The sequence below is a fragment of the Fructilactobacillus sp. X3R5C2 genome, from assembly GCF_059901175.1.
In genome coordinates this window covers 174,514-192,441 of sequence record NZ_JBWXVC010000003.1, presented here as the reverse complement: position 1 = coordinate 192,441, position 17,928 = coordinate 174,514, and the positions used below count along the sequence as shown (strand labels likewise).

The following is a 17,928-nucleotide window of genomic DNA, read 5'->3' as shown; positions in this document are numbered from 1 at the left end:
CGAACACAGAAGTTAAGCTTCAGCACGCCAAGAGTAGTTGGGGGATCGCCCCCTGCAAGGGTAGGACGTTGCCACGCAACCCAGAGTTTTTAACCATTTGGTTAGGAACTCTTTTTTTGTGCCGTAAATTAGGTGTATAATTACCAACAATTAAGTCATAAGGGTAGTGATTTTATGAAAAAACAACGCTGGTATCGTTTTTCACTCGGTTGGCAAATTGTATTTGGCTTGTTCTTAGGGATTATCTTAGGTGTTATTTTTTATCAGAATAAAGATGCCATTAATGTAATGCAAAACATTGGGACTATGTTTATTAGCCTAATTCAAATGATTGTTTTACCAATTGTGGTTTCTTGTTTAACGGTTGGGATTGCCGGAATGGGTGACATCAAAAAGGTCGGACGAATTGGGGTAAAGACGCTGGTTTACTTCGAATTAATGACCACGGTTGCTATTATTTTGGGTCTCTTAGTCGCTAACATCACTCATCCCGGAACTTACATTAATGTTCATCAAATGCATGGATCGACGGACATTAGTCAATACATAGCGACTGCCAAGCAATCCAAAAATACAGGAATCTGGTCCATGATCATGAACTTAATTCCTACTAACATCTTTGCGTCATTAAGCAAGGGTGATATGATGCCCATCATTGTTTTTTCGGTCTTCTTTGGTTTAGGAACCGCAGCCATCGGTGAAAAGGGACAAATCATTATTAACTTCATGAGTGCGGTCTCAGAAGTTATGTTTAAAATTACAAATTGGGTCATGCACCTAGCTCCAATTGGAGTTTGTGCCCTAATTGGGGTCACCTTGGCCGAACTAGGAATTAAGGCCCTGTTACCGTTAGGTTATTTTGTTTTCTTAGTTTACCTCACTATGCTTGTTTTCGTTCTGGTAGTAATGGGAGTCGTGGCTCGCCTCTGTCATTTCAAACTCTCGGACCTTTTGGCGGTTATCAAGAATGAAATTGTTTTAGCCTTTTCGACTGCCAGCTCTGAGGCGGTTCTACCTAAGATGATTCAAAAAATGGATCACTTTGGCGTTAGTCCATCAATCGTTTCGTTCGTTATCCCAACTGGGTACACCTTTAATCTTGACGGTTCGGCAATCTATCAGTCACTGGCGGCTCTTTTTCTTGCTCAAGCTTATAACATTCACTTATCGATTGGACAGCAGGTCACCTTACTGATTGTATTGATGATCACTTCAAAAGGAATGGCTGGAGTTCCAGGGGCCTCCTTTGTTGTTCTGCTTGCCACTATTTCAACGATTGGCGTTCCCATGTCTGGTTTGACCTTCATCGCCGGCATCGATCGGTTCATTGATATGGGTCGGACGGCAGTCAACGTGGTCGGCAATTCACTTGCGACGGTTGTAATTGGAAGTTCTGAACATGAATTTAACCGGAAGCAAGCGAATAGTTATGTCAAACAAGTTAAATCAAAAAAAGCATAATCGTTAAAGCTGAAGTTGGACATTTAAGCTGGCTTCAGTTTTTATTTTGTCGTTTGTTAAGAAATTGATAAAAAAGCATTGACAGGATTGGTCGTTTCAATTTACAATCAGTGAAACTAATGAAAGGAAGTTTTAGCGATGACGGCACCCGTAGTTTCCATGATTAGCATTTTATTATTCATTTTAGTCACAGTGATGATTAAAAATTGTGTGGATAATAAGATGCCTTTAAGTCAGAGCTAACTTCTTCTTTAAGTCCTCACAGTTTTGTTGGTAACTGCGGGGGTAAGTAGGTAATGTCCTCCAGTTATGTGAACTGGGGGACTTTTTTATTTTCAAGAAGTTAACTTTAATAAATAGTTTAAGGAGGGTTTGAAATGACAAATAAAGAAACGCTGGATCACGAACAGCGGGCTTATTCAAAGGCGGCACGAATTAAATATTTTGATATTGTAATTAAATCAGGGGCCGGAGCCATTTTAACGGACGAAGATGGACGCAGTTACATTGACCTCTTATCCAGTGCTTCATCAACTAATACTGGACATTGTCATCAGAAAGTTGTCAAAGCCATTTCAGATCAAGCTAGCCGGTTGATTCAATACACTCCAGCCTATTTTGCGACTTCTGAAGAAGCTAAGTTAGCGCCACGATTAGCTGAATTGGCTCCAATTGACGGGCAAACTAAAGTGGCCTTTGGTAATTCTGGGTCTGACGCGAATGATGCGATCATTAAATTTGCGAGAGCATTCACGGGCCGTCAATACATTGTGAGTTTTACCGGTGCTTATCATGGTTCTACGTATGGATCGATTAGTACTTCGGCAGTTAGTCTCAACATGTCACGCAAAATTGGGCCACTCTTACCTGGTGTAGTTAAGGTTCCCTATCCAAGTCCATGGAATCGTCTAAAGGGTGAAAATGATGATGAATTCAGTGATCGGATGTTTGAGGCCTTTAAGTTGCCATTTGAGACTTATTTACCAGCTGAAGAGACGGCGGTCATTGAGATCGAAGCCATTCAAGGTGATGGTGGTTTTATTAAAGCACCAGAACGTTTTTTAAATCGGGTGTATCGATTCGCCAAGGATCATGGCATCCTATTTGCCGTAGATGAGGTTAATCAAGGACTCGGACGAAGTGGGAAGATGTGGTCAATTGATTATTTTAAGGATATTCATCCAGATTTAGTTGCGATTGGAAAGTCAATTGCATCCGGATTGCCGCTCAGTGCCGTTGCGGGTCGAAAAGAAATTATGGATGCCTTGGATGCACCTGGGAATACCTTTACGACGGCTGGTAATCCAGTGTCGGCGGCCGCTGCTAACGCTACTCTAGACGTCATTGAAAACGAACACTTGGTAGAACGAAGCGCAAGATTAGGCAAACAGGCCAATCAATTCTTTAAGCAAATGCAAAACCGGTTTCCCTTTATTGGGGACGTTCGGATGTATGGATTAAACGGTGGAATTGACATTGTTGACCCTCAGACCAAGAAACCAGATGGTAATACTGCCAACAAACTAATTTATCGGATTTTTGAGTTAGGGGCCATCATGATTACCGTCCGTGGCAATGTTTTACGTTTCCAACCACCGTTGGTAATTAAAGAAACCGATTTACAAAAAGCCTTTTCAATGATTGAGCAGGCAATGCAAGAATTAAATGACGGAAAATTAACTAAATCACCCGCAAATATGGGTTGGTAATCAAAAGGAGTTTGAAGCATGAAAAATATTTGGCACAAGATGAATGAAAAAGTTGATTTTCATTTCTATATATCTAAAGATAAACACTTGGAAAAAACCATGACCGTCAAGGACTTCCTCGCCCTTGGCCTTGGAACCATCCTTTCAACGTCAATTTTCACCTTACCTGGGATTGTAGCAGCCAAGTACACCGGTCCGGCCGTTGTCATTTCGTTCATCCTAGCAGCACTAGTAGCTGGCCTCGTAGCAATGAATTACGCTGAAATGGCGTCCGTCTTGCCCTTTGCCGGCTCTGCTTATTCGTGGATCTCAGTCCTGTTTGGTAAATTTTGGGGCTGGATCGTTGGCTGGGCGCTACTAGCGGAATACCTAATCGCCGTGGCCTTTGTTGCCGCTGGACTCTCATCAAACGTCCAAGGACTAATCTCGCCGCTTGGAATTACGCTACCGAAGGCAATTTCTTCCCCACTTGGTACTAACGGAGGGGTAATTGATATTATTGCCGTTTTAGTGTTGGCACTTGTCACTTACATCTTGATGCGTGGTGACCGACAAACAACTCGAATTTCAAACGTGTTGGTAGTGTTGAAACTGCTGGCAATCGTTGCCTTTATCGTGGTTGGGGCGACCGCTATCAAAGCCCAAAACTACGTTCCGTTCTTCCCGAAAAGTCATCCGAATCCTGATGGAACGGTCTTTGGTGGCTGGCAAGGGATCTACGCTGGAATTTCAACGATTTTTCTCTCCTACATTGGGTTTGATTCCATTGCCTCTAACTCTGGTGAAGCTAAGAATCCCCAAAAAACCATGCCACGTGGCATCATCGGTTCGTTAGTAATCGCTACGATTTTCTTTATTTGTGTTTCACTAGTGTTGGTAGGGATGTTTAAGTACACCATGTATACTAACAACGCCGAACCAGTGGGGTGGGCGCTTCGACAAAGTGGTCACACCATCGTTGCCACCGTCGTTCAGGCCGTGGCGGTTGCCGGGATGTTAGTGGCTTTAATTGGAATGATGATGGCTGGTTCCCGTTTAATCTATTCCTTTGGCCGTGACAAAATGTTGCCCAAGGCCGTTGGCAAACTGAATCAAAAAAAGATTCCAAGTAATGCGCTCTGGATCATCACCATCATTGGAATCATTCTGGGGGCCATTTTTCCGTTTACCTTCCTCGCCCAATTGATTTCAGCTGGGACGTTAATTGCCTTCATGGCGGTCTCACTGTCCATGTATCCACTCAGAAGACGCGAAGGGAAAACCCTCCCCAAGGCGGCTTACCGGATTCCTTTTTATCCAATCTTACCCGCATTAGGCTTTTTGGGTTCCCTCGCTGTCTTTATGGGACTCGATATTCAGGCTAAAATTTATGCGGTCGTTTGGTTCCTGTTGGGTGTCATTATTTACTTCGTTTATGGCATGCGTCACGCCGACTCCAAGATTCCCGACAGTGATGATCAAGAGATTGACGAGAACCTTTAAGTGTTGAATATGTGACTTTTATCCCAAAGGTGGTTGAAAAATCAATATTCGCGTAGTACTCTTAGAACAATCTTAAAAGAAAAGGGTGAATTAGTAATGTCAGATAAAAGGAAGAAAGTTGTTCTAGCATATTCTGGTGGTCTTGATACTTCAGTTGCGATCGCTTGGTTGACTGATAAAGGTTATGACGTCATTGCAACCTGCATCAACGTTGGCGAAAACAAGGACCCAGAATTCATTAAAAATAAAGCGCTAAAGGTGGGTGCCGTCCGCTCATACGTCATTGACGCTCAAGATGAATTCGCTGATGAGTATGCTTCAGTCGACTTACAGGCCAACGCCATGTACGAAGGATCGTATCCGCTTGTTTCTGCTTTATCAAGACCTTTGATTGTAAAGAAATTGGTTGAGGTCGCAAAGAACGAAGGCGCCGATGCGATCGCTCATGGTTGTACTGGAAAAGGAAACGATCAGGTCCGATTTGAAGTTGCTATTCATGCCCTTGCTCCCGACATAGACGTGTTAAGTCCAGTTCGTGACTGGCACTGGTCTAGAGAAGACGAGATTGAGTACGCTAAGGATCACAATATTGATATCCCAATTGATTTAGATTCACCATATTCAATTGACAGTAATATCTGGGGTCGTGCTAACGAAGCCGGGGTCTTAGAAGATCCATGGGTTAGCGCTCCAGAAGATGCCTTTGATATGACCAAACCGGTTGAAGAAACGCCCGATGAACCAACCGAACTAGAAATTACGTTTAAAAAAGGTCTTCCAGTTGCGTTGAACGGCAAGCCCATGAAATTCGCTGATATCATCAAGGAGTTAAATACGATTGCCGGTGAAAATGGAATCGGTCGAATTGACCACATTGAGAATCGGTTAGTTGGAATCAAATCCAGAGAAGTCTATGAGACTCCTGGGGCAACGGTGCTCCTTAAAGCTCACAAGGAACTCGAAGATTTGACCTTTGAAAGAGGCTTGGCACACTTCAAGCCCATTGTTGAAAACGAAATCAGTGAGGTCATCTACGACGGACTCTGGTTCTCACCACTAATGGAGTCACTTCAGGCCTTTTTGAAGGATTCGCAGAAACACGTCAGTGGGGTGGTCAGAGTTAAGTTATTTAAGGGTAACGTCACCGTCCTTGGTAGGAAGTCAGAGAACTCGCTGTATGATAAGGATCTTGCTACCTACACCTCATCGGATTCATTCGACCAGGTGGCTTCCAAGGGCTTTATCAAATTGTGGGGTCTTCCAACGAAGGTGAACTCCCAGGTTCAGATTAAAAATCAAAAGCAAAAGGACAAAAGTAAATGAGCGATAAACTATGGGGTGGCCGCTTTACCGAGCAACCTGATGAATCGGTTGATAATTTTGGTTCGTCAATCTCTTTTGACCAGTTAATGGCTGACGAGGATATTGAGGGATCGCTGGCTCACGTAAAAATGCTAGAAAAGACTGGCATTCTTCCCGCTGACGACGTTAAACAGATTGTCAGTGGCTTAGAGGGCATTCAAACCGATTTGCACGCTGGTAAAATTAAGTTCTCCAAAGCAAATGAAGATATTCATATGAATATTGAAAAGATCCTCACCGATCGGATTGGTCCGGTAGCCGGAAAGCTTCACACGGCGCGTTCCAGAAACGATCAGGTGGCAACGGATTTTCATTTATACCTAAAAAAGCGGCTTCCCAAAATCATTGACGAGATTACGATTTTACAGAAGACGTTGGTGAAGATGGCGGATGAAAACGTGGAAACCATCATGCCGGGTTATACGCACCTTCAGCATGCCCAGCCCATCTCGTACGGCCACTACTTGATGGCGTACTACCAGATGTTGAAGCGGGACAAGGAACGTTTTGAGTTTAATGAGAAGCACACGGACATGCTGCCACTGGGAGCGGCGGCTCTTGCTGGGACCACGTTTCCCATTGACCGGCAGTTTACTGCCCAAGAACTTGGCTTTGATGAGGTCTATGCCAATTCGTTAGACGCTGTTTCTGACCGTGACTTTGCCCTGGAATTTCTGAGTAACTGTTCCATCTTGATGATGCATCTGTCCCGTTTCTGTGAAGAGATTAGTATGTGGGTTAGTTATGAGTTTCAGTACTTAGAAATCAGTGACGAGTATTCGACTGGTAGTTCAATCATGCCGCAGAAGAAAAATCCAGACATGGCCGAACTGATTCGGGGAAAGACCGGGCGCGTGTATGGTGACTTGATGGGACTTCTGTCAACCATGAAATCACTGCCATTGGCCTATAATAAAGACTTACAGGAAGACAAAGAAGGGGTCTTTGATGCGGTTAAGACCGTCTTGCCGGCACTCAAGGTGTTCAACGGGATGCTCTCCACCCTAAAGATCAATAAGGACAAGATGCGTGATAGTACCAAGCATGATTTATCAAACGCAACCGAGCTGGCCGACTACTTGGCGGCCAAGGGGGTTCCGTTTCGTGAGGCCCACGGAATTGTTGGTAAATTAGTCTTAAACTGCATTCAGACGCACCGTGACTTACAGGACATGAGTTTAAAAGAGTTACAGAAAGCCTCATCTGTAATCCAGGACGATGTCTATCATGAACTTGATCCAGAAGTGGCCGTAAAGCGCCGTAACTCCGAAGGTGGAACCGGGTTTAAGCAGGTCAGAGCGCAGATTGACAAGGCTAAAGCTGAATTAAAATAAAAAAAGCAAAAAAGACTGAAGCCGCATGGCTTCAGTCTTTTTGTGTTCTCTGGTAGCAAATTTTCTTAAATTAGATTTGCTTTTCATTTCACAGGTGGTACACTTTGAAAAATTAATTAAGAAATTGTTAAGGAGATGAAGTTCAATGAGTAAGTCGAAGTTAAAGACGGTCATGCAGTTGTTGTTAGTCGTTGTCATTGTTGGAATGGGTACCTTGTTAACACGACGACCAGCACACGCGGATGACCAATCATTGAACCGAGTCAAGCAATCAGGCACACTGACGGTTGGAACCGCTCCGGATTACCCTCCGTTTGAGTTTCAGGTTAATAGGAATGGGAAACAGGACGATGTCGGACTTGATATTGACATTGCCAAACAGATTGCGAAAAATTTACACGTTAAGTTAAAGATTAAGAATATGAGTTTTGATTCCCTGTTGGTAGCCGTTCAGTCGGGTAAGATTGACATGGCAATTGGCGGAATTAATCCGACTCCCGAACGGAAGCAGAATGCTGATTTCTCCAAGATTTACTATAGCGGTGGACAGGATTTTCTCATCAACAAAAATGATGCCGGCAAAATTAAAAACAAAAATAGTTTAAAGGGGCAAAGGGTTGGAACCCAGACCGGGACCCTGCAACAAAGTTTAGCTAAAAAGTATATTCCCAACGCGCACGTAGTTGGGATGGACAAGACACCAGATTTAGTTCTGGCACTTAAGACCCACAAGGTTGCTGCCGTCGGGGTTGAAAAGCCGGTGGCTCAAGCCTATGTCGCAAACGATCATGCCCTAAAGGCCGTTGATTCGGGGTACAAATTAAATAAAAACGACGTTGGGACTGCCATTGCGTTTAAGAAGGGTAACACGTCCCTTGTAAGCGCCGTCAATCAAAGTATTGATCAGATTCACCAAAAGAAACTGATTCCACAATACTTAAAGGATGCCGGGAAGCACATGAAGGTTAATACCCACAACACGTCAATGTGGCACTACTGGAAATACTTCGCTACTGGGGTTGAGTATACTTTAATTATTTCAGTCGTTTCCGTCTTCTTCGGCATCATTCTTGGCATCATCTTGGTACTGATGAGACTCTCGAAATACAAGTTCTTGAGCTGGCCGTCAGTCGCCTACACCGAGTTTGTCAGAGGAACACCTATGATGGTACAGGTCCTGTTCGTCTACTTCGGTTTAGGCGTCCTGGTTAACATTCCCGCGTTAACCGCCGGCATTATTGCCGTTTCCTTAAACAGTGGTGCTTATGTCAGTGAGATTATCAGAGGTGGGATTAACGCCGTTGACAAGGGGCAGTCAGAAGCATCGAGAAGTCTGGGGCTTTCTAAAAAAGACATGATGGCATCGGTTATTTTGCCCCAGGCCTTTAAGAACATTTGGCCCGCCCTTGGAAATGAATTTATCACCATTATCAAGGACAGTTCCATCGTTTCAATCATTGGAGTAACAGAAATCGTGTACGAACTAAACATCGTTCGGGCTGACACTTACAGAGGAGTGGCACCAATTGCCGTCGCAATGATTCTCTACTTTATCCTCTCGTTCTCGTTGTCAAGGGTGCTGAACTACTTTGAAAGAAGGATGAACCATGACTAAAACTGATAATGAAGCGTTGATTCAAGTCAACGATTTGAAAAAAGATTTTGGAGCAAATGAGGTCTTAAAAGGCATCGACGGAACCATTAAAACGGGCCAGGTCATCTGTGTGATCGGCCCCTCTGGTTCTGGCAAGAGTACCTTTTTACGGTGTCTGAACATGTTGGAAGAACCCACCAGCGGACAAATTATCTTTGATGGAAAGGATCTTACCAAGTTCAACCACAAAGAGGTTGCTACTTTGGGTGAACGGATTGGCATGGTTTTTCAAAGCTTTAATCTTTTTCCTAACATGACCGTCTTAGAAAATTTAAAGCTGGCTCCTAAAAAAGTGAAACACGTCAAAGATCAGGAGGCCGCTTCAATTGGACTGAGATTACTAGACCGAGTGGGATTAAAGGGGAAGGCCAATGTTTATCCGTCCAGTCTCTCTGGTGGACAGGCCCAAAGGGTTGCCATGGCCAGAGCGCTTGCCATGAATCCGCAAGTTATGTTATTTGATGAACCGACAAGTGCACTTGATCCTGAAATGGTCGGTGAAGTGCTTCATGTCATGCAAGGACTGGCCAACGAGGGCATGACGATGGTGGTTGTGACCCATGAGATGGGTTTTGCGAAAAAGGTAGCCGATGAAGTCTGGTTTATGGCGGACGGTTACATCCAGGAAAAGAATACACCGGATCAGCTCTTTGATCATCCCCAAAATCAGCGAACCAAAGAATTTATCGATAAAATTATTAATGAAGATGAGTAGACTAAAAGAGCTTCCGTTTGGAAGCTCTTTTTATTTTCTGACCGTTAAATTATTCGGGATGGTGGCGACATAGGGGTCGTGTCTTTTTAGATACTGCACAATTAAGTCGGAGGCACTGTCTGGACTTTCGTTGATTACCTTCTGGGCGTTAAACATGTCATAGTCGCCACCACCGATGGCCCGATAGTTATTTAACGCAACCTTTAATTCCTGATTATAAGCAATGGGTTGATCGTGATAGTTGAGTTTAACCACCCGTTTGCCAACCGGTTGGGAGATGTCAAATTCGTAGTCAATTCCACTGTAGATGTCGTAGTTAAATAGTTGCATTTTGGGGGTAATGAATTTGGGGTCAATGACAATCTTACCGTTTTGAATGGCGAAAAATTCGGCACATTTTTCGAGGGCCCGCTTTAAATCCGCTCCGGTAATTTTTTCGGCCATAATGGTGTTGGGGTAACTGTAACCGTTGATGATTTCACGCATTGAAATGTCATGATGAAAACCCTTAATATCATCGTTGAAGAGGGCGGTTCCGGCGATGTCAACGTTCATCGCATCCATCTCCACCCGATTGATAAAGTCGATGTAGGGATGATTGTTCATTCGGACCTTCATGGGATCGTCAATCAGCATGCTTGCTCCCGTGGTCTGGCCGACTGGTTGATCCAGCCATTCTTCCACCTCGCTTTCGATTTGATGATCGGGAATTAGGTCATAGTCTGGTTGGGTGTGAGCCGTTGAAATGAGATGACTGGAACTTCTAACAAGCTGTTTGTTAGAAGTTAAATCCAGGTCAATTTCACCGACATCACTGCCGTGAACTCCAGGCTGAGTGAAGGGAACGCCATTAATTTTTCCCGCCAACTGACGGTGCTGATGACCCGTAATGAGGGCATCAATTCCAGGGACTTCCGTCGCAATGCGGTAGCCTTCGTTTTCTGACGTGTCCTTTTCCGTCGGCTCACCGGTCTTTGGATCGGCTTCAATCCCACCATGGTAGGCGACAATGACCACGTCCGCCCTTTGACGTAATTCAGGAACATACTGCTTAGCCGTTGCTAGTGCTGAATTAAATTTTAATCCTTGAATGTTATTAGGACGCTCCCAATTGGGAATAAAGGCGGTCGTTAGTCCGAGAATGGCAAACTTGACGCCTTTTTTCTTGATAATTACGTACGGTTGATCGGCAATCTTGTTAGAAATGGCACCCTCAATGTTGGCGTTCAAAATGGGGTAATTACGTTTACTTTCAGTGTCTCTAATGTACTGTTGGCCGTAGTTAAATTCATGATTTCCAAGGGTAGCGGCATCGTATCCAACATCAGCCGTTATTTGACTGAGAAGACGACGTTTGTCTGCGCCCTGTTCTGACAAAAAGGTTGAAAATGGTGATCCCTGAATCCAGTCCCCATTTTCAATTGCTACGACAATTTCGTCGTCTTTTTCGTCCTGTTGTGCTTTTTTGATGATGGCACCTGCCTGAAGCATGCCGAGTGAAGCGTGGTTATTGCGGGTTGTATAGTTAGTGGGGTACACGTATCCATGCACGTCACTGGTTGATAAAATTCGGACTTTCAAGTTATTATGCCACCTTTTCCGTGTTTTCTGATGTAGTGATTGGCGTCTTGTTTTCGTGTTTTAATTCCTTGATTGACAGCATGATTACGAAGCTAACGAGGTAAATCCCGCTCAAAAAGAGGATCACCGCCATGAGGTTAAAGCGATCCATCAAGAATCCAATCAGGACGGTGGAAAAGCTGCCGACACTTTTAGCAATACTCATGATGGTGTTGTTGGCCGTTGCCCGAATCTCGGTTGGGTAGAGCTTGCTGACGATGGTTCCATAACCACTATACATCCCGTCGGAACAGAAACCAACGATTCCACCACCGATTAAAAATTCCAACTTATTTTGCGCGATAATCAGTAAAAAGACTGAGGCAGCGGCGGCTAGTAGCCAGATGCCATACGCCAGACGACTGCCGAGGTGATCCTGAACGATCCCAAAACACATGATCCCAAGTGACATGCCGACGATGGTCGCAATCATCCAAAGGGATGAACCGGCCACTGAGATGTGCATTCTTTCTTGAGCAATTGAGGGAAGCCAACTAATTAGACCGTTATAGCCGGCGATGTGAATCATGAACATAATCATGATTCTGACCGTTAGAAAGCATTCTTTCGGGGTGGCGAATAATTCGGTCCAGTGGCTGAAATCACGGTTGGGATCTTTTTCAATGGCGTTCCGGTTCTCGGTAAATTCTTTACTCTCGGGTAAGTGAAATCTGATAAACCAAGCTAAGATAACGGGAACGATCCCAATGAAGAAGAGGACGTGCCAACCGAAGTGGGGAAGGATAAAGGCAGATAGGAGGGAGGCAATAATTGAACCAATTTGACCGCAGACTCCAGCAGCGGCCGACAAGCGACCAAGATATTTCTTGGAGAAGGCCTCACTTAGCATGGTAATCGCAATCCCATACTCACCAGAATTACCGACACCGATGATGATGCGAAAGAGACATAGCATCCAGAACGAGTTGGTAAGTCCCATTCCGGCGGTTCCAATGGCATAGATAATGATGGTCCAGCAGAGGGTTTTGACCCTTCCATAACGGTCGGCGATTGCGCCAAAGCCAATCCCACCGAAAATTGATCCGATGGCGGTAATGGCTGGCAGTAAGCCACCCTGAGCCTTTGAGATGTTTAAGCTAATGATGATTGAAGCCAGTGCCAGTGACATAAACATGGCGTCCATTCGTTCTAGGATGAACCCAATCCCAGTTGACCACGTGATGCGCTTTTGATACTTTGTCAATTTTGGCATAAAAAAATTGTCCTCCCATTTAATTCTGCAGGGTCCAGATTCACTGCACAGAATAGCATGAGAACACAATCGTTCAATCATTATATGGATAACATGTTATGCTTGTGGCTTCTCTGAACCATTTAAAGCTCTATATTGTAATTAATATTATCATAAAGTTGATAAAATGCAACGGACCAAGTTTGTAATTATTAGATGATAATTGGATGAATTTGCATCATGACGCTTGTTTTTAACATTAATAAATTACATAAATGATTTTACCCACAAAAAAACAGCCGCATCACTGCAGCTGTTTTCCAATCTTTAATTAACACATGTGGATTCCCATCTTTTTGTATGAATTCATAGCTGGGATATCTAAGTCCTTCACTGGGATGCCCTCTTCTTTTGAAAGAGCGTTCAGTAGGGTATCCATGTTCATTAACTTGTACTTCTTGTGTGGATCATTCTTGTCATAAGCCTGGATCTGAAGCATCATGCCACCGTCTTCGTGTTCCGTAATGTGACAGTGATACATGTAAACGCCAGGGAAGTCGAACTTAACTTGCAAGCGAACGACTTCGCCGGGGTTAACCCCAATGGTGTCCTTCCAACCGTGTTCGTTTGGATAAGGGTCACCACCGTTTCTGGAAAGTACTCGGAATTGAGTTCCGTGCATGTGGTAAGGATGAACCATCCCGCCATCCATTTCGTTTGAATTAGATACTTCCCAAATTCGTTCTTTACCGACTTCTTGGCGATCATCGATTCGTTGCATATCGAACTTTTTACCGTTGATTTCAACGGATTCGTCCATTCCAGACATAGCTGCCTTATGAACGGGAGCGTCCTTGTCAATTTTGGCAAATGGTGGCATGTCAACGAGGTGATCTGGGAGCTTGGTGTTGTCTGGTGCGAACTCATGAATCTTAAACGTCATGATGGGAACGTCGTCGGAGTAGAGTTGAACTTCATCACCGGGTTTATAACCACTGAAATCAACGATGACTTCATCACGTTCGGCACAAACCATCATGAGGTGTGTAAACTCGACTGGTTCAGGAAGAATTCCGCCATCAGAACCAATCTGGGTGAACTTCAGATCGTCATCAAAGTGAAGGCGCCATTCACGACGGTTGGAGCCGTCCAGGAATCTGAGTCGTACTCGTTGGGTAGTAACATCAAAGTAGGGGTTCACGGTACCATTAATCATGGCAGTTGGACCTTGAACACCGTCTGGATCGTAGTCTTCTCTGTAGTTTAGTTGGTTACCCTTGTGGAAATGACGGTCTTGTAGGACAACGGGAATGTCATCGACTCCGTAATTTCTTGGGAAAGGTAACTTGGATTCAATGTCGTCTTGAACAACCACTGGGGTTGCAAGACCCTTGTAGACTTGTTCAGAAGTTTCTGGACATGGATGAGCGTGCAACCACAATGTGGCAGCAGGCTGATCCACCGTAAACTCAATTTCACTGCTTTCACCAGGGTAAACTGGTGCGTGACAACCACCGTCAACGTATGGACCGGAAACATTTAGTCCGTGCCAATGAAAGGTGGTTAAAACTGGTAAGTCATTTTTTAAGGTCACATGCATGTGTTTACCCTCTTTTAAAATGATGGTCTTACCTAAAATACTAGCGTTGTAACCCCAAGTCTTTGTTTTTTCACCGGGTAAAATCTGAGTTTCACCTGGTTGAGCATCCACCGTGTACCACATGTCGGTATCGGTTTCTTTATCGGGCTTTAAAATTTCGGGGATGTTTAATTTGTGTTCTGGAACATCAGGCACCTTGAGTGGAATGTATCCACCGTCATGGGTGTTAAAAGCTGGTTCATCATAGAAATAATCATTGTATACTTTTCGTTCGGACATTGTCTTGTTCCTCCCTAATTGTTTAACTATCTACTACACCATCATAATACAGCTTTTTAGACTATAATGCTTGTTTGTTAGCTAAAAACATAGAAAAAGATCGACTATTAAAGTCGATCTTTTTAAAACGTTTGTTTTATTGTTCTTTGTACCATGGGTAATGGAAGTTACCTGGACGGTCAGTACGTTCGTAAGTGTGAGCACCGAAGTAATCACGTTGTGCTTGAAGCAAGTTAGCTGGAAGTACTTGAGCTCTGTATGAGTCGAAGTATGAAACGGCAGCTGACAATGATGGAACAGGAATACCTGCTTCAGTAGCTAACGAAACGATTTCTCTAGCTGAGTCTTGGTACTTGTTAGCGATGTCTGAGAAGTATGGGTCCATTAACAAGTTAGTTAACTTAGGATCCTTATCAAAGGCATCAGTGATGTTTTGAAGGAATTGGGCACGGATAATGCATCCAGCACGCCAAATCTTAGCTAATTGGTCGTACTTCAAGTCCCAACCGTAGTGTTCTGAGGCCATTCGCATTTGTTCGAAACCTTGAGCATAACTCATGATTTTACCGAAGTATAATGCTTGGCGAGCCTTTTCAACGATTTCGTCGCTGTTAAACTTAGGTTCTTTGGCAGGACCATGAAGAACCTTTGAAGCGGCCATTCGTTCTTTTTTCATCATTGAGATGAAACGAGCGTAAACTGATTCGGTGATAACTGATTGAGGAGCACCAATGTCTAAAGCATCGATTGAACTCCACTTACCAGTACCCTTGTTAGCACCACGATCTAAGATTGCGTCAACAATTGGCTTGTTCTTGTCGTCGCCTAAGTCATCTTTTCTAGTCAAGATGTCAGCAGTGATTTCGATCAAGTATGAGTTTAATTCACCCTTGTTCCAATCTTTGAAGATTTTAGCAAGGTCATCAACTGAGTAACCAGCAGCATTTCTCAAAAGGTTGAAGGTTTCATCGATTAATTCTTCGTCACCGTATTCGATACCGTTGTGGACCATCTTTACATAGTGACCAGCACCGTTAGGGCCAATGTAAGCAACACATGGTTCGCCATCTTCGGCCTTAGCAGCAATCTTTTCAAGGATTGGAGCAACACGGTCGTAGGCTTCTTTTTGACCACCGGGCATTAGTGAAGGGCCTTTAAGGGCTCCAAGTTCACCACCAGAAACACCCATTCCGATAAAGTTAATACCTGACTTAGCAAGTTTTTCACTTCGAGCCATAGTATCGTGGAAGTTAGTGTTACCACCGTCAATAAGAGTGTCACCCTTATCAAGTAATGGTAATAGTTCAGCAATAACGGCATCAGTTGGCTTTCCAGCTTTAACCATCAATAAGATCGTACGAGGTTTTTGAATTGATTCAACGAAATCCTTAACGTTGTAACTTGGAATCAAGTGTTTGTCACCGTGATCCTTCATTACTTGTTCAGTCTTACTTGCAGTACGGTTATAAATTGCAACTGTGTAACCGCGACTTTCAATGTTGAGGGCAAGGTTCTTACCCATAACAGCCATACCAACAACACCAATGTTTGCTTTTTTATCAGCCATAATATACCTTCCTTTTCGAATATATATGTTAATTCATTACACTAGTAGTTTACCATTTCACATTAGAATTGTGAAATAGAAACTTCAAATTTTGTAAGCACTTTCTTTACTTTTCAGCAGGGAAGTACCAACTGTGACCATCTCGAGCTAATAACTCGTCTGCTGCCTTTGGTCCCATTGAGCCCGGTTCGTAGTTAGGAAAATCAGGTTTGGTTTCGTCCCAGTACTTCTGAATGGGGTCAACGTACTTCCAAGCGGCGGCAACTTCTGGCCAGCTTGCAAAGTTGGTGTGATCACCATTTAAGATGTCATGGAAAAGACGCTCGTATGGTTGAGGAACTTCTGAAGCCCGAGCATCATTTTGTAGGTAACTAAGGTCGATGGTTTCGGTATGGAAACCTTGTTTGGAATCCTTGACGTTGACTCTCAGTGTAATTCCACCACGAGGGTCAATTAAAATTGAGAGGACGTTGGTTTTAAGAGTATCTGGCAAACCGGCTTTACTGAAGATGTTGTTAATGTCTTTTTTGAAGATAATATCAACTCTAGTGGCTTTGGTTTTTAACTTCTTACCAGTTCGAACGTAGAAAGGAGTGCCCTCCCATCTAGAAAGATTGTAAGTTACTTTTCCAGCAACAAAGGTATCATTATTAGAATCGTGTGGAACGTCTGGCTCGTCACGGTAGGCGGCTGAACCACTACCAGCTCCGTATTGACCACGAACAAAGTTCTTTTTGACACCCTCAGTATCATAGAAGTTCATACTTTCAAGGGTTTTGACCTTGGTAGCACGAACGTCAGTATCAACAAATGATTCTGGCTTATCCATTGCAAGGAGGGTCATGATTTGCATGGTATGGTTTTGAATCATATCACGTAAAGCACCAGCTGTGTCGTAATATCCGGCACGGTCTTCTACGCCAAGTTTTTCGGATAGGGTGATCTGGACGTTATCGATGTAGTTGTGGTTCCAAACGGCATCGATGATGGGGTTACCGAATCGAATAACTGGGATACTTTGAACCATTTCTTTGCCTAAATAATGATCGATGCGAAAGATTTGGTCTTCCTTAAACGCAGCGGTTAATTCATCATTTAATTTTTCAGCAGATTCATAGTCTCGACCGAATGGTTTTTCAATTACCAAGCGGTTAAAGCCACCATTGTCTGAAAGAACGTGTTGTTCCTTCAGATTTTTAGCAACGATTCCAAAGAATCTTGGGGCCATTGAAACATAAAAGATCCGATTACCATTAAGTTCGTATTTCTTGTCAAGTTCGTCGGCTAATTTACTTAAGGCCTGATAATGTTCCACGTTGGTAACATCATGAGATCTGAAGTAAAAATGACTAGCAAACTCTTCAGCTTGTTCTTGATTATCTGCTTCTGACGAGATGGAATCCAAAACCATTTTTTGAAATTCCTCATCGGTGTGGGGTCGTCTAGCTAACCCAAGCAGTGCAAAATGATTGTCAATACTGCCCTTTTTGTAAAGTTCAAATAAGGCTGGATATAACTTTCGCAAAGCAAGGTCACCAGTGCCACCGAAAAGCATGAATAATGCACGGTTAGCAGTTGCCATTAATACTCACTCCTTTTAATAATTATAGTTATTCGTATACAAGACCAATTATATAACACTACTGCTACCAAAAAAAGTGGTTTATTCCTTATTGTTCCACATATGAAAGCGCTATCTAAAGTATCCCTAACTTGACGCATTTCTTCATTATAAATAGTTCAAAATAATTTTTTGATTGCCAAATTGGTACAGGTCATAAAGTGGCTGGCCGTAAAAAAGGGCTGATAATTTAAATGACATAAAAAAGTTTTCTACCATATTAATATGGTTTTAGTAATTAAAAATAAGATGGTAGTGAGAAATTCAAAACTGAGGATGAATCTGACAATCGATACATTAATATAGTAGAAACTGGTCAAAAACGGAAAAAT

Annotated in this window: 12 protein-coding genes; 7 read left to right on the top strand and 5 right to left on the bottom strand. The window is 43.4% G+C overall.

Features of this window, described 5'->3' with window-relative positions; all coding sequences use genetic code 11:
- Positions 1-174: 174 nt before the first annotated feature.
- From AC6UD4_RS04790 to AC6UD4_RS04760, 7 genes are all read left to right on the top strand, one after another.
- Positions 175-1,461: a cation:dicarboxylate symporter family transporter gene (locus AC6UD4_RS04790; RefSeq protein WP_500694135.1), complete on the top strand. Its 1,287-nt coding sequence runs from the start codon at positions 175-177 to the stop codon at positions 1,459-1,461.
- Positions 1,462-1,838: 377 nt separating this feature from the next.
- A complete protein-coding gene (locus AC6UD4_RS04785; RefSeq protein ID WP_500694134.1) occupies positions 1,839-3,170 on the top strand; it encodes an aspartate aminotransferase family protein in 1,332 nt (443 codons plus the stop codon).
- Between the two features lie 18 nt (positions 3,171-3,188).
- Positions 3,189-4,652 (top strand): APC family permease, encoded by a 1,464-nt coding sequence (locus AC6UD4_RS04780; protein WP_500694133.1) that lies wholly within the window; start codon positions 3,189-3,191, stop codon positions 4,650-4,652.
- 96 nt (positions 4,653-4,748) lie between these two features.
- Positions 4,749-5,975 (top strand): argininosuccinate synthase, encoded by a 1,227-nt coding sequence (locus AC6UD4_RS04775; RefSeq protein ID WP_500694132.1) that lies wholly within the window; start codon positions 4,749-4,751, stop codon positions 5,973-5,975.
- Positions 5,972-7,348, top strand: a complete 1,377-nt coding sequence (gene argH / locus AC6UD4_RS04770) for an argininosuccinate lyase (protein ID WP_500694131.1) — start codon at positions 5,972-5,974, stop codon at positions 7,346-7,348. Before AC6UD4_RS04775 ends, argH begins: the two co-directional genes overlap by 4 nt.
- Positions 7,349-7,493: 145 nt before the next feature.
- Complete coding sequence (locus AC6UD4_RS04765; RefSeq protein ID WP_500694130.1) at positions 7,494-8,963, top strand: ABC transporter substrate-binding protein/permease; 1,470 nt, start codon at positions 7,494-7,496, stop codon at positions 8,961-8,963.
- Complete coding sequence (locus AC6UD4_RS04760; protein ID WP_500694129.1) at positions 8,956-9,717, top strand: amino acid ABC transporter ATP-binding protein; 762 nt, start codon at positions 8,956-8,958, stop codon at positions 9,715-9,717. Before AC6UD4_RS04765 ends, AC6UD4_RS04760 begins: the two co-directional genes overlap by 8 nt.
- A 30-nt stretch (positions 9,718-9,747) precedes the next feature.
- Here AC6UD4_RS04760 and AC6UD4_RS04755 read toward each other — a convergent pair whose 3' ends face one another.
- The 5 genes from AC6UD4_RS04755 to zwf form a co-directional block, all read right to left on the bottom strand.
- A complete protein-coding gene (locus tag AC6UD4_RS04755) occupies positions 9,748-11,298 on the bottom strand; it encodes a bifunctional metallophosphatase/5'-nucleotidase (RefSeq protein WP_500694128.1) in 1,551 nt (516 codons plus the stop codon).
- 4 nt (positions 11,299-11,302) lie between these two features.
- The gene (locus AC6UD4_RS04750; RefSeq protein ID WP_500694127.1) at positions 11,303-12,550 is read right to left on the bottom strand and encodes an MFS transporter; all 1,248 of its coding nucleotides are present in this window, start codon (positions 12,548-12,550) and stop codon (positions 11,303-11,305) included.
- A gap of 310 nt (positions 12,551-12,860) precedes the next feature.
- Positions 12,861-14,408 carry a multicopper oxidase family protein gene (locus AC6UD4_RS04745; protein WP_500694126.1) on the bottom strand — a complete coding sequence of 516 codons (1,548 nt, stop codon included), beginning with the start codon at positions 14,406-14,408 and terminating at the stop codon, positions 12,861-12,863.
- Positions 14,409-14,544: 136 nt separating this feature from the next.
- Positions 14,545-15,975 (bottom strand): NADP-dependent phosphogluconate dehydrogenase, encoded by a 1,431-nt coding sequence (gene gnd / locus AC6UD4_RS04740; RefSeq protein ID WP_500694125.1) that lies wholly within the window; start codon positions 15,973-15,975, stop codon positions 14,545-14,547.
- A 106-nt stretch (positions 15,976-16,081) separates the two neighbouring features.
- Complete coding sequence (gene zwf / locus AC6UD4_RS04735; RefSeq protein ID WP_500694124.1) at positions 16,082-17,557, bottom strand: glucose-6-phosphate dehydrogenase; 1,476 nt, start codon at positions 17,555-17,557, stop codon at positions 16,082-16,084.
- Between the last annotated feature and the right edge of the window lie 371 nt (positions 17,558-17,928).